Consider the following 13,851-nt stretch of genomic DNA (forward strand, 5'->3'; position numbering starts at 1 on the left):
AGTTCGATGTGCCAATGCCTTTTTAATATAAGAAATCTAATCTTCATCCTCTGTTGTATTTATCTTAATTTCAGCTATAGGAAGAGGTAGAGCCTTTTCTCTGTTTTCGAAAGATCAGGTTTAATAAAAGGGCAAAACTGAGAATAAGAAGCCCGAAAAATTCCCGGGTGGCTTCAATCCATGGTTTTTCATCTGACATTGATCCGGTGATATTTTCTGCAGAATGCAAGCTGAACCAGGTGTAGACGCCGTTATGAATAAAAAACAAATACACAGCGTAAGAAACGAAAACGGCCAGGCCTGCATAATGTAAAATCCTACTATCCTTCCGGAAAATCGCCAGGGTACAGATCAGTGCACCGTAGCCATATATTGACATCCATAAAAGTGGATCCGGGTCGTTGTGTTGTATAGCGGCAGAAACAAGAAAAATTACTGCAAAAAATCCATTGGCTATTTTCACGAAAAGTTGGTTTTGAACATTAGTCAGCTTCGCCCCACAAGGTGCTGGAGGTTCTCATTTAAAGTTATAAACGTGATTTAAGAAGATTAGCCGATTTAGCAAGAATTTAGTTATTCATATAGATCTATGGTCTCTTTCTCGACCGTACCTTCAAAATCTGGAACCGGACGTTCCTTTTTTTCTTCCTCTGTTTCTACTATGCCGTTTTCTCTTATGTCATTTATTAGCCATTGCATTTCCATGATCTCCCTACGCTGCGCCTTAATGATTTTATCTGCAAGCTCTCTTACCCTAACATCTTCTATTTGAGAACGTTCGCTGGTTAAAATTGCGATTGAATGGTGAGGTATCATGCCTTCCATGTAATCTGTATCTGAAACAGTTACCTGGCTTCGTACCAGCCATATCGAACCACCTATTAGTAAAACTCCGAAAGCAAGAGTGAGCATATTAGCTTTTTTGTTTTTGTACATGTTGAGCATATACAATAACATAATAATGATCATTGCCCCTCCCATGATCATTGTCATAAACAATCTGGTTTCACTATACCAAAAATGATCTATAATTTGGTAAGAATGTACATACATCAGAAAGAACATGGCAATCATTGAAGTTGCTATCATTAAAAAAAACTTTATGTAAGGCTTTTTGTTGTTTTGATTATTTTCCATTTTTAGATTATTTGGTTAGAAGTTATTTCTGATTTAAGCTTAATTTGATTGAGTATTAAACGCTTTTACAAATTAAATAGCTTGAAAATTTAATTACATAAAAATTGTGTTAAATGTAATTTTTGTCTTTGGAAGTGATTTTCAGGATGATTTCTTTACGGTAAACTTTAAAGAGCTGTAGCCCTTGAATTAATAGTTTTCCAAGAGTGAAATAGGCCTGACCTCCCGGCTCAATAAGCTTTTTCAAAATAGGGCAAACTTCATTTTATATGAGTACGCCGCGTTCTTTTTTGCTTTTCTTTTTAGGACAAGTATAATAAGCTGAATAATCAAGCGGACCCGTGTCTGTAAGCCAATAGAGTGCTTTTGTGTTAATGCGGAAGAGATAGAAATAAAACAGGTCTTTGAGGTGGTAATTAATTTACTACATTTCGCTTTTCAGGAACATCATCCAGCTGGCCGCCGCCTTTGGAAGGCATTATACGATAACAACTTTGGAATCCCATCAGAATAGCAAAGAGAATTATAATTCTATATTTTACCTTCATCTTTTTAATTTTAACTATTGGGGAGCAGTTTCCCATACAATTGTTGTAGTGGGTCCTGGTAAATCATTTATGTACTGTAGGCCGGTTTTGTTCCTGTGACAATCATAATCTAAATAATCTGTTCCAGGTCTACAGCCCCTGAGTCATAAAATTGTATTGCAGCTTAGGTAGCTTCTGCCCACCACCACCACATGAATTGGAGTTTCGGGAATAGTTGTCGGAAGGAAGGAAATATTGCGCTACACAAAAAAGCGGTGAAAGCTAAATTTTTGAATCCTAAGACCGGAACGGAGCGTTCTGAATTCGAATTGTAGCTGTTTATTGGGATCAAACGTAGATTTCAAATTATTGAAATTACCGGGGGCGCGAAAAAGTTTCTGTATCAGATATAACGGGTAGAAAAAGAAAGGCTGCTTTTTTTTAGCAGCCTTTAAATAGTTTAAGTTTACAAGGATTAAGCTCTAAAATTTCTGAGATTTTTAGCACATTCCCTACAGGCTTCTGCGCAGTCTTTACAATGCTTGGAATCAAATTTCTCACACTCTTCCGCACATTTTTCACACATTTCAATACAGTAATCCACCAAATTTTGAACATCCTTGTATTCTGTAACAAGAATGTCGTTTAATGCCCTGCATACTGCTGCACAAGCTTTGTCCAGTCTTATGCACTCAACCATATCCTTTAGGTTTTCTTCATTTAAACAAGCGTCCGCACACCAGTTGCAGTGATTTACGCAGTTTGACATGCCTTTAACTAATTCTTCATTTCTCATCGTTATATTTTTTAAGTTTATTTCGAAATTACAGTTTAACGATGTAAAAGACCTTTTGATTTTAAATATAAAACCTTAGTTATTATGGGTTTATCACATTTTTAGCATATTTTAACTTTCTGTTTAATACACAACCTGCATGCACGTTCTGCTATAAATGTTTAAGGTGAAGAGCGTTTATGTTTAGGTTATTGAGAGTAGCATTCAGCGTTCATAGAATTCTTAGTCGCCCAATTTCTGAATTGCTTGGCTATACAAAAGCAAAAGGCGGCAGGCCATGTGGTTTCGGTGAATTATTACGAAAAATTCAAAACGTACAATTTTTCAAAATTGGTTAGATATTATATGTGCTCGTTTTTCCCGGAAAAAATAAAATTTACCTACAATAAAGATCAAAAAGTAACAATTCAAATGCCAACCCTGAAAATATCAAAGTTCTGTACTTATTCTGTACTTGATAAAAGAAAAAAGGCTTTCGATTTCTCGAAGGCCTTATTTTTATTGGTAGCGAGAGGGGGCACGATCCCCCGACCTCCGGATTATGAACCTATCTTCATTAATAAAATTAATCGTTGTAACCGAAGATGTAGATATTTTCAACCATAGCCGTTGAAAAACCATGGCAGCAACAGATGAAATCCAAAAATTTTTCTATTTCCGTACTTCAAAACGACCAAAGTATCCCTATTGCAGAAACGGCGCTCGCTTTGTATTTACCCGTTAACGGAGAAATTAATAACTTTGTCTAAAGCATCATCGGCATCTTTATGAATAAAATTTGCCTGATAGTTCAAAGTTGTTTTTAAGTCACTATGTCGATATAATTTCTGAAGCATTAAAGGATGTATTTTATCCCCAGCTATATTCCCGAAACTATGACGTGCAATATGATTTGATAAATTCTTATCAATTTCACATTGGCTGGCAATTCGTTTCAAATATTTATTAAACAGTTTTGTTGAATTTCTAGTTTTTATAAAAATATCCTCTGCGTTGTCACTCTTTGAATCCTTTAGAAAGGGAAATACATACCCATTATTTTCTTTTTGATTTTTTCTGTAAAAATTCAATATGACATTAGCTTTATCAGGAATTTTAAGACTTAAGGGTTTTTCGTTTTTATTCATAACATAATAAAGTCGGTTATCCTTAAAATTAGCCCATTTTAATTTGACCACATCTGAAATACGTATGCCAGCAAAGTAAAAGGCAATCAACCATACGTTGTGCGTATGCCAGATTGATGATTGAGGCTCAAATTGTAGGGATTCTATTTTTTCAACTTCCTTAGTTGTAAGGCCAATTTTGTTACCCGAACCGATTCGTATCTTTTCCTTTTCTCCCGCAAATGGATAAAATTTCGAAGCTACAGTTCCATCTTTAATAGCAATATTAAAAAGCGTTCTAATGAAAATTAGTTGATTTGATATAGTACGTGTTTTCTGATTCAAGTAGGTAGAACAGAAAGTTTTATATCTCTCTATAAATGCTTGATCGATATCCCGGAACTTCAAAGTCTTATTTTTCTTAAAATGATCTATGCCATCCATAAAAGAGTATTGAGATTTCCGTGCTTTACTCACCCTATCCTTTCTTCTTTGTTTTATAGCTTTAATTACATCATTTTTGGAGGACGAGGATTTAAGAGTAAGAAACTCTTCAATATTATATAAAATGGAAAGCTCTGATTTAGCAACCGAAAAAGTTCCACGATCATGTTTACTCTTAATTCGTTCTGCTGCAACTGCAAAGAATGACTTAGAGCCACCTGGTCCTTTCAATTTTTGTTTAGCCTGTTTTGGTGTCATGTTTTCATCTTTAGAATCAAAGTAAAGATCATTTGCCTCTGTCAACTTCTTCATCAAAAAGTTGTTCAGCTTTTTATGATTAGGATAGGTTCTCTTGGCTTTTCCTGCAACTTTATCCCAGTCCTTTTCGGAAATATATTGACCCAGCCACTTGTAATTTGTCTTATAATTTTCGCTAATTCTAAGAGCCAAAGGAATAGTGCCGTCCTTTTTCATCATATTTTTGCGCAATACAATTTTGATACTTGCCATAACCATCTTATTAGGAGAGTATAAAGATAATAAAAACTAGTACAGAATAAGTACAGAATAATTTTATTTTAGATGATATTATTTGATTTCCAAAAATATTAATGACCTTGAAAACAGTTGATTATAATGGCTTTTGGTCAAGTTTGATGATGTTAAGTGTCAAGCTCATAACCCGAAGGTCACAGGTTCGAGTCCTGTTCCCGCTACTAAAGAAGACAAGCCACCATTTCGGTGGCTTTTTTTATTGCTTTTCTCTTTCGAATCCCTTGATATATCTGCAATTGCAGTCAATAATGAATTCATTTTTTTGGTTCGATATTCTCTTGTTTCTGGATTTATTACTAAACCATCAGGAAAAAGGGTTTTTTGAATCTTAAGTTTTTGATGGATGTCTCCAGAAGCCCAGTGGTTACTCATGTTCTGACAAAAAGATAAAGCTCTTTCCAACAAATTTTCTTGGTTCGATAATTTTTCAGGAGTACTTCTCACTTGGTCTTCGATTTGTCTTATTTCCTCTTCAAGCTTACCTTTAACATTGTTGTAGCTGGTTTCATCCACACTGTCATTCAATAAGAACTTTTCATTTACCTTCTCCAATTGTTTTTGAAGCTTTCTCTTCTCCTTTTTAAGAGTGTCTCTGCTCCTTTTTTTCTCCTCATGGTGTTCTTGTGTCAGCTGTTCAATTTGTAACTGGATAAGCCTTCTATTGCAGTCATTTAATTCAAACTTGGAAAGGAACTTAATGAATGAATCATTCACCCCAGGCTTTAAACTTCGAGGAGTAGTATAAGCATTCATATTTCCTCCTTTTCCATGCTGACATTTGTAGTAGTGAACCTGCTTTTTCTTGGCTATGTAACTTGTGATGGCTGAACCACATTGGGAGCAATAAATGAAACCTGTCAGAGGTCTATGTTCGCTTACAGGAGCAATGTCATAACCTGATTTGCGTGTAGCCTTATCCAATCTCATTTGGACCGCATCCCATATCTTTTCACTTATAAGGGGTGGCCAGTTACCCTTTACTGGAGCATCAAGCATTGCGTTCGTATTAACGCCTACATAAAATGGCCTCCTCCACATAGCGGATAAATTCTGTTTGCTTATTTTATAATGGTATTTGTCCAATAGCTTGTATCTTATATCGGCATCGGTCATGCCTTCTGCTTTCCAGTGCCATGCTTTACGAAGTAATTTTCCTTCTTTGTTAATTACTATTTTTTGACCTTCTATTCGATTGCCGAAATTAGAAACCCTTTCCCCATACATGGTATACCCTTTGGGTGGACGGCCCAGCCAATTTCCTTCGTCTAAGAATTCTTTTAATGCAGGTAAAGTCCGTTCTAAACGAACCATATTTTCACGTCTGGAATCAAGTAACTTGTCATATATTTCCAGGCGGTCCTTTTCATCTTCGGTTGACAATCCAGTGCTGGTTTCAATAAGATGCACACCCACATTATTGACCAGCTCTTCAACAAGCCCAATGGCACCTCCACCAGAGCGAGAGAATCGGCTTATGAACTTTATTGCTATAGCATAAGGTTTGCGTTTTGCCTTTTTAACGCTTTCCAGAAGCTTCAAGAATTCTTTTCTGGTTAAATCTCCTTTAGCACTTTCATAGGTTCCCCCATGCTCTTTAGTTATGGTATAGCCATGTTCTTTAGCGTAGGATTTTATACTGCTTATTTGGCCATCGATGCTATACTTTTTTTTGGTTTGTTCTTTACTGCTTACCCTGGTATACATCCATAGCTCTTTACTTTTCTTAATAATCTCTTGAGTCTTTCCAGCTTTCTTATATTTATTAAACTTATTTAAATTCATTTCCTTCTTGTGTTTGGTGGTTAATCTATTATTTCCAGAATCATTCTGGCCAAGGCAAGAGCATCATCTATAATGGCTTCGCCTTCTTCATCATTAACGGAGTTGTATGATGGTAATTTTCTTAGTTCCTCTAATGACAATCTGTAGGGATGATTGTCTTCAAATTTGGAATTCGGCATTAAAATCTTCTCCGCTATTATCTTCTCTATTTATTTTTTCCTTGGCGGAGAGAGAAATCGTCCCCTCGGTGGGGGTTATTTCTTTAAGGTCTGCCTTCGGTAAGACCAATCGATGGAGCAAATTTCAATTGGTGGCTACCTTCGACTCTTTCAAATATGTTACATTTATTGGTAATCGACAATAGGGGGATGGACTTTTCTCAAATGAAGAATACTTGCAGCTGAAGTTTTTATATAAAAAAAAACCTCTATTATCGTAGAGGTTAAAACACAATAAGGGATATTGGATTTACAGAAGTAAATCCCAGTCTGTTCCTTGGATTCCTTGCTTGCTAATGTAGAACACACCCGTATCAGTTGGGTCATATTCCTGTAAGTCTAATTGGTCAGATTTGAAAAATTTCTTAATAAACAGCCGTATCTGTGGGAGTAAGCTTTTATCACTACAAAAACACACAAAATGGTTATGGTGCCCATCCCTTACATCATAGGATTCCGTAGTGAAATAAAACTTGATTTCAGCATCACCAGTCAAAGCCTTAAGGGTGTCATATAGTTTTGTCATCTTATCAAAACAGGTAATTGCACCCATTATGCTTCGATAAGAAACTGTTCCAAAGATATCCCATTCCATTCCCCAAAGAAAGTTCTGCATATCATCTCCCTTCCTTATGCACTCTAATAGCTTACTCATCTGTTCCAATTTCCGCTGAAGCCTAATCTCGTTCTCTATCATAGATTCTAATGAGAAATACTTAATGTGGGATTCAGGTATTACTTTATTTCGGCCTTCCTGTTTACGCTCTTTTCCAATTGTTTTGTGTTTTTTATAAAATCGCTGAATTGTGCTTCTACTTGATTTTACTTTAACTATAAATTCATTCATTGTGTAATACTTCATCCATACTAATTCTCTTTTCATTGTTATTTGAATCCTATATATCTTATACATACATAAAGGATTTAAAGGGCGAATAACCCTCTAACTACTTTATATATACTTCACTTTTGAGCAAAGTGAATAGTTTTAGCCTCATTCAGGTAAAAAAAAATATTGTGTCATTTTTGAGGCACTTACATGCCCCCACCAGATATTTTGATTAAAAATTTTTCATGCAATGTAGGGTGGGTCGTTATTGGTTTGATGATACCCCAGGGGGGAGAGGGGTGTGCTTGTAAAAGAAATAGAGTGTCCTAATGTTATTGACTTTGAATGGGAAGTAACCTGAAGGCCTTAATATGGATATTGAGGATAGTTAATAAAGGGTGTCTAAACCAGCATTCATGGGTGTTTTCAACTCTTTAGTCAAAATTAAAACCTTAAAAATATATACCCTTTTACTTGTCATAGTAAGAGGAAATAGTACATGAAATATAATCACTTTTGATAAGGTTAACCGTAGTTTGTAGTCAGTAAAGTTTTTTATATTTAACAACTTATTATTAATTATCGAACCAACCATATATTTATGGCTAAAAAAGCTAAGGCCAAAAAAGAAAAGAGCATGGAGGAATCCTTATGGGATTCAGCCAACAGTTTAAGGGGAACTGTAGAGTCTTCAGAATACAAACACGTAGTACTTGGATTAATCTTCCTGAAGTTCGCAAGCGATAAATTCGAAAATCGAAAGCAGGAGCTTATCAGTGAGGGTAAGGAGAAATTTGTGGATATGACGGAGTTCTACACCATGAAGAACGTATTTTATCTTCCTCCAGATTCTCGTTGGAGTTATATCAAAGACAATAGTAAGCAGGATGATATCGCTATTAAGATTGATACTGCTTTGTTTACTATTGAGAAGAATAACCCATCTCTCAAAGGTGCGTTACCAGATAATTATTTCTCCCGTCTTAATATGGATGTGAGTAAGCTTAGTTCTCTTATTGATACCATCAACAACATTGACACACAAAAGGACAAGTCTGAAGACATTGTTGGACGAGTTTATGAGTATTTCTTGTCTAAATTCGCTTTAAAGGAAGGAAAGGGTAAGGGTGAGTATTATACCCCAAAAAGTATAGTTAATCTTATTACCGAAATGATAGAACCTTACCAGGGAAAGATATATGACCCTGCATGTGGTTCTGGTGGTATGTTCGTACAATCCGTTAAATTCATTGAATCTCACCATGGAGACAAAAAAGAGGTGAGTATCTATGGTCAGGAATATACCTCGACCACTTATAAGCTTGCAAAGATGAATCTGGCTATACGAGGTATATCTGCTAATCTTGGTGATGTTCCAGCCGATACCTTTGCCCGTGACCAACACCCAGACCTAAAAGCTGATTTTATTATGGCCAACCCACCATTTAACCAATCTAAATGGCGTGCGGAGAACGAATTAATAGATGACCCACGCTGGGCTGGTTACGAAGTGCCACCAGTAAGTAATGCTAATTATGCCTGGATTCTAAATATGGTATCCAAGTTATCGCATAATGGTGTAGCTGGGTTTATTCTTGCCAATGGTGCTATATCTGGCGGTGGTGAAGAGTACAAGATTAGAAAGAAACTAATTGAGAACAGATTAGTTGAAGCTATTATTATTCTCCCTCGTAATATGTTCTATACCACTGATATTAGTGTTACCTTATGGATTTTAAATAATAATAAAACCGAACGAACAGTTGACAAAGGTGATACGCAAAGATATTACCGAAATCGTAGGGATGAAATACTGTTTATGGACCTCCGCCAGCGTGGTATTCCATTTGAAAAAAAGTATATCCAGTTCTCTGAAGATGATATAAAAAATATCACTGATACTTACCATGCCTGGCAGGAAGCACGACATGAAACCGATTATCAAGATGTGGCTGAATTCTGTTATTCAGCAGATATTCAGGAGGTAAGAAAAAAAGACTATTCTTTGGTTCCCAGTAAATATATCGAATTCATTAACAGAGATGAATCTATAGATTTTGATGAGAAAATGACCGAGTTGAAAACTGAATTTTCTGACTTACTTAAAAAAGAAGAAAAATCTAAAGCCGCTTTGTTGAACGTATTTAAGGAGCTGGGATATGAGGTCAAATTCTAAAACGCTTGGTTCTTATATTCAGAAGGTTGATATACGAAATAGGAACTTGCAGGTTGATGACTTGAGGGGACTTAGTATGACTAAAGAGTTCCGTAAATCCACCTCGAATATTGTAGGAACTGATATGTCACGTTATAAGATTGTTGAACCAGGAAAGTTTGCCTGTGATTTTATGTCAGTTATTCGAGTCCATAAGTTACCAGTTGTATTAAACACCGAAGAAAATGCTGTAATAGTTTCTCCAGCCTATACTGTATTTGAAGTGATTGATGAGAATGAACTGATACCTGAATATTTAATGATGTGGTTTAGGAGGTCAGAGTTTGATAGGTATGCTGATTTTAAATGCGATAGTGCTATTCGTGGAGGATTTGGCTGGGATGAGTTATGTGAGGTAGTACTCCCTATCCCATCCCCAGCAAAACAACGTGAAATAGTTAATGAATATAACACGGTGGTAAACCGAATCAAACTTAATGAAGAACTTAATCTAAAACTTGAAGAAACTGCCCATACATTATTTTCCAGGTGGTTTGGTGTTGGTGAGGAAAATTCTTCGATTCCAGTTGACCTCAGTAAATATATCCAATTCAATCCAAAAGAAACTATCCCTAAAGGTCGAAAAGCTCCGTATATCGAAATGAGCGTTCTCAACGAAACTCATATGTCCATTGATTCATATAGATATCGTCCCTATAAATCTGGTACTAAATTTCAGAATGGGGATACTTTGTTTGCACGAATTACTCCTTGCTTAGAGAATGGTAAGACTGGCTTCGTCCAAATTTTACCCAGGGATGAGATAGCTTTTGGTTCAACGGAATTTATTGTTATGAGACCCAAAATTGGAACAAGTAAATTTTGGGTATATTGTTTAGCTCGCAATATAAACTTTAGAGATTATGCGATTAGTAGTATGACAGGTACCTCTGGTCGTCAGAGAGTTCATACAGACTATCTCAAGTCCTTCAAAGTGAGCAAAGTGGAAGGAGGTGAAATGAGTAAATTCGAAAACTTAGTAGCACCACTATTTGATAGTATAAAATCATATTCAGATGAAATAAAATGTCTGGTTCAACTTCGAGAGGTTATCTTAGGTAAGATGTCTACCGTATCCAAATCTATCATGGCTAATGAAATTCACTGAAGAAAACTTGGAACAGGCTTTTATAACTCATCTTAAGGAAGAGAGGTACACGTATGTTTCTGGAAAAGATATACAACGAGAAGAATCTCAGGTGTTATTAAAGGATGACCTCAAAGCTTTTCTTTTTAGTCAATACGAGGGTAATGATATTACCCGAAACGAAGTGGAGTCAGTTATTCGTAAACTTGAGATGTATCCAGCTTCAGATTTATATGAATCCAATAAAGCTATTTCCAGGTTAATCAGTGATGGATTTTTACTTAAACGAGAAGACCGTAACGAGAAAGACCTATATATTCAACTCATAGATTATTCTCCCATTGATAGCAACATTTACAAAGTAGTAAACCAATTGGAGATTGTTGGATATCAAAAACGTATACCCGATGGAATTATTTACGTTAATGGGATTCCCCTGGTGGTGTTGGAATTTAAAACTGCTATTCAGGAGAACACAACAGTTCATAATGCGTTCACCCAATTAACTGTCCGATATAATCGAGATATCCCAGAGTTATTCAAGTATAATGCATTCTGTATCATCAGTGATGGAGTGAACACCCGTGCAGGTTCTTTTTTTGCTGGATACGAATATTATTATTCCTGGCGTAAAGTAGGACCAGAGGATAAACGAGAAGTAGATGGTATAAGTTCTTTATACACTATGGTAAAAGGCATGCTTAACCGTAAACGTCTTCGTGATGTGGTGCACAATTTCATTTATTTACCAGATTCATCCAAGAAAGATGAAAAGATTGTTTGTAGGTACCCACAATACTATGCTACCCGTAAGTTGTTTGATAATATCAAAGAACATCAAAAACCCAATGGAGATGGTAAGGGTGGAACCTATTTTGGAGCGACAGGTTGTGGTAAGAGCTTCACAATGTTATTTCTCACAAGGCTGTTGATGAAATCGGTTCATTTCTCCAGTCCCACCATTATTTTAATTACCGACCGTACCGATTTAGATGACCAGTTATCGGAGCAGTTTACCAACGCGAAGCAGTATGTGGGGGATAATGAGATTAAAAGTGTAGAGAGCAGGGAGCAACTTAAAGAATTGCTTAAAAACAGAAATAGTGGAGGTGTATTTTTAACCACTATCCATAAGTTCACTGAAGATACAGATTTACTCACCAACCGTACAAATGTAATTTGTATTAGTGATGAAGCTCACCGTTCCCAGATAAACCTGGACCAGAAAATAAAAATTACTAAGGATGGTGTGAAGAAAACCTATGGTTTTGCTAAATACCTCCATGATTCTTTACCTAATGCAACTTATGTTGGATTCACAGGAACGCCTGTAGATGCCACTTTGGATGTTTTTGGTGATGTGGTAGACTCATACACCATGACTGAAAGTGAGAAGGATGGTATTACAAAGAAGATAGTTTATGAAGGTAGAGCAGCAAAAGTAATACTCGATAACCGAAAGCTGGAAGAAATTGAAGAATATTATTCGAGGGTTGCAGATGAAGGTGCTAATGAATACCAGGTAGAGGAAAGTAAGAAACAAATGGCTAACATGAATGCCATTTTAGGAGACCCTCATCGCATTAAGGCAATTGCTGAAGACTTCGTTTATCACTATGAGAAAAGAGTCACTGAAGGGGCTACAGTGAAGGGAAAAGCCATGTTTGTTGCTTCAAGTAGACCGATAGCGTTTCAACTTTATACGAATATTACAGATATAAGACCCCATTGGGCTGAAGAAAGAAAACACGAACCAGGAGCCAAACTTTCAGATAAGGATAAGCGGGAATTAAAGCCTACCAAAATGATTGAGATGGTAATGACCCGTGGGAAGGATGACCATGAAGAAATGTATAATGCCTTAGGAACAAAAGAAGACCGTAAGGAACTCGACAGGCAGTTCAAGAATGAGAAATCTAATTTTAAAATAGCCATTGTGGTGGATATGTGGCTTACTGGTTTTGATGTGCCGTTTCTTGATTCAATATATATAGATAAGCCACTTCAAAAGCATAATTTAATCCAAACTATTTCAAGAGTTAACCGAAACTTTAAGGGTAAGGATAAAGGTTTAGTGGTTGATTATATCGGGATAAAGAAGCAGATGAACCTTGCTTTAAAGCAGTATTCTGCTATAGACCGTGACAAGTTTGAAGATATTGACCAAAGCATCACTGTGGTTAAAGATAATCTAAACTTGCTATCTAAAATCTTCTACAAGTTTGATTCTACCAAGTATTTTATAGGTACTTCTGCTGAGCAGCTGGAGTGTCTTAACCAGGCTGTGGAATTCGTTCAGATTACCCAAGACCTGGAAAGACGGTTTATGAATATTGTGAAACGTCTTAAAGCAGCCTATGATATATGTTGTGCAAGCGATGAATTCGGCACCAAGGAACGGGATGAGATTCATTTTTATCTGGCTGTTAAATCCATTGTTCATAAGCTTACCAAAGGCGATGCACCCGATACTGCACAAATGAATGCCAAGGTTCGTGAGATGATTCAGGAGGCTCTTGATAGTGATGGAGTAGAGGAAATCTACGCTATGGGTGAGAAAGACCAGGTGAATATTTTTGATGAGGATTATCTGGCAAAGGTGGAGAAGATTAAACTCCCAAATACCAGGATAAAACTACTTCAGAAGTTACTCAAGAAAGCCATTGACGATTTTGGTAAAGTGAACAAAGCCCAGGGAGTAGATTTCTCAAATAAGTTCAAATCGTTGGTGGATAGATACAACGAACGTAAGGAAGATGATGTGTTGAGAAGCGAAGTGTTGGACGAATTTACTGATGAAATTTTAGCGCTATATAACGCCCTAAGAGAGGAGCAACAATCATTTAAAGGTTTGGGTATAGATTTCGAGGAAAAAGCCTTCTACGATATCCTAAAGTCCCTTGCAAATAAGTATGACTTCAAATATCCTGAAGATAGATTAATTACCTTATCTAAAGCCGTCAAGGACGTGGTTGATGACCTTACCAAGTATACAGATTGGAGTAAAAGAGCCGACATCAAAGCAGAGCTAAAAGTAGATTTGATAATGCTATTGGCAGAACATGATTACCCGCCTGTGGACCGTGATGAGGTGTACCAGGAAATCTTTGAACAGGCAGAGAATTTTAAGAAGAGAACAATTATTTAATTCCATA

At 36.3% G+C, this 13,851-nt stretch carries 11 protein-coding genes; 3 read left to right on the forward strand and 8 right to left on the reverse strand.

Features of this window, described 5'->3' with window-relative positions:
- Positions 1 to 70: 70 nt before the first annotated feature.
- The 8 genes from ACOV1Q_RS04525 to ACOV1Q_RS04560 all read right to left on the reverse strand — a co-directional run bounded on the left by ACOV1Q_RS04525 (position 71) and on the right by ACOV1Q_RS04560 (position 7,448).
- Complete coding sequence (locus ACOV1Q_RS04525) at positions 71 to 463, reverse strand: transmembrane 220 family protein (protein ID WP_265164179.1); 393 nt, start codon at positions 461 to 463, stop codon at positions 71 to 73.
- Positions 464 to 573: 110 nt separating this feature from the next.
- Positions 574 to 1,089 carry a DUF305 domain-containing protein gene (locus ACOV1Q_RS04530; protein WP_345599340.1) on the reverse strand — a complete coding sequence of 172 codons (516 nt, stop codon included), beginning with the start codon at positions 1,087 to 1,089 and terminating at the stop codon, positions 574 to 576.
- Positions 1,090 to 1,553: 464 nt separating this feature from the next.
- On the reverse strand, positions 1,554 to 1,685 hold the full coding sequence (locus ACOV1Q_RS04535; protein WP_311499732.1) for a hypothetical protein: 132 nt from the start codon (positions 1,683 to 1,685) through the stop codon (positions 1,554 to 1,556).
- Positions 1,686 to 2,139: 454 nt separating this feature from the next.
- Entirely contained in the window at positions 2,140 to 2,460 is a 321-nt protein-coding gene (locus ACOV1Q_RS04540; RefSeq protein WP_311499731.1) for a four-helix bundle copper-binding protein, read from the reverse strand.
- Between the two features lie 713 nt (positions 2,461 to 3,173).
- Positions 3,174 to 4,520 carry a tyrosine-type recombinase/integrase gene (locus ACOV1Q_RS04545; protein ID WP_424493176.1) on the reverse strand — a complete coding sequence of 449 codons (1,347 nt, stop codon included), beginning with the start codon at positions 4,518 to 4,520 and terminating at the stop codon, positions 3,174 to 3,176.
- Between the two features lie 165 nt (positions 4,521 to 4,685).
- A complete protein-coding gene (locus ACOV1Q_RS04550) occupies positions 4,686 to 6,347 on the reverse strand; it encodes a recombinase family protein (protein WP_424493177.1) in 1,662 nt (553 codons plus the stop codon).
- 20 nt (positions 6,348 to 6,367) lie between these two features.
- Entirely contained in the window at positions 6,368 to 6,526 is a 159-nt protein-coding gene (locus ACOV1Q_RS04555) for a hypothetical protein (RefSeq protein WP_424493178.1), read from the reverse strand.
- A 289-nt stretch (positions 6,527 to 6,815) separates the two neighbouring features.
- A complete protein-coding gene (locus ACOV1Q_RS04560; protein ID WP_424493179.1) occupies positions 6,816 to 7,448 on the reverse strand; it encodes a hypothetical protein in 633 nt (210 codons plus the stop codon).
- A 547-nt stretch (positions 7,449 to 7,995) separates the two neighbouring features.
- Here ACOV1Q_RS04560 and ACOV1Q_RS04565 point away from each other — a divergent pair.
- The 3 genes from ACOV1Q_RS04565 to ACOV1Q_RS04575 are packed head-to-tail and all read left to right on the forward strand — an operon-like array spanning position 7,996 to position 13,844.
- Positions 7,996 to 9,570, forward strand: a complete 1,575-nt coding sequence (locus ACOV1Q_RS04565) for a type I restriction-modification system subunit M (protein ID WP_424493180.1) — start codon at positions 7,996 to 7,998, stop codon at positions 9,568 to 9,570.
- A 46-nt stretch (positions 9,571 to 9,616) separates the two neighbouring features.
- Positions 9,617 to 10,717 (forward strand): restriction endonuclease subunit S, encoded by a 1,101-nt coding sequence (locus ACOV1Q_RS04570; protein WP_424493181.1) that lies wholly within the window; start codon positions 9,617 to 9,619, stop codon positions 10,715 to 10,717.
- Entirely contained in the window at positions 10,704 to 13,844 is a 3,141-nt protein-coding gene (locus ACOV1Q_RS04575; RefSeq protein ID WP_424493182.1) for a type I restriction endonuclease subunit R, read from the forward strand. Before ACOV1Q_RS04570 ends, ACOV1Q_RS04575 begins: the two co-directional genes overlap by 14 nt.
- Positions 13,845 to 13,851 lie beyond the last annotated feature (7 nt).

The organism is Salinimicrobium maris (assembly GCF_049680855.1).
In the GTDB taxonomy this organism is placed as follows: Bacteria; Bacteroidota; Bacteroidia; order Flavobacteriales; family Flavobacteriaceae; genus Salinimicrobium.

Bases quoted from the DNA above. Each gene is read 5' to 3' on its own strand.
- ACOV1Q_RS04530 (WP_345599340.1), bottom strand. From the start codon at position 1,089: ATGATAGCAACTTCAATGATTGCCATGTTCTTTCTGATGTATGTACAT.
- ACOV1Q_RS04545 (WP_424493176.1), bottom strand. From the start codon at position 4,520: ATGGCAAGTATCAAAATTGTATTGCGCAAAAATATGATGAAAAAGGAC.
- ACOV1Q_RS04555 (WP_424493178.1), bottom strand. From the start codon at position 6,526: ATGCCGAATTCCAAATTTGAAGACAATCATCCCTACAGATTGTCATTA.
- ACOV1Q_RS04575 (WP_424493182.1), top strand. From the start codon at position 10,704: ATGAAATTCACTGAAGAAAACTTGGAACAGGCTTTTATAACTCATCTT.
- ACOV1Q_RS04565 (WP_424493180.1), top strand. From the start codon at position 7,996: ATGGCTAAAAAAGCTAAGGCCAAAAAAGAAAAGAGCATGGAGGAATCC.
- ACOV1Q_RS04560 (WP_424493179.1), bottom strand. From the start codon at position 7,448: ATGAAAAGAGAATTAGTATGGATGAAGTATTACACAATGAATGAATTT.
- ACOV1Q_RS04550 (WP_424493177.1), bottom strand. From the start codon at position 6,347: ATGAATTTAAATAAGTTTAATAAATATAAGAAAGCTGGAAAGACTCAA.
- ACOV1Q_RS04540 (WP_311499731.1), bottom strand. From the start codon at position 2,460: ATGAGAAATGAAGAATTAGTTAAAGGCATGTCAAACTGCGTAAATCAC.
- ACOV1Q_RS04535 (WP_311499732.1), bottom strand. From the start codon at position 1,685: ATGAAGGTAAAATATAGAATTATAATTCTCTTTGCTATTCTGATGGGA.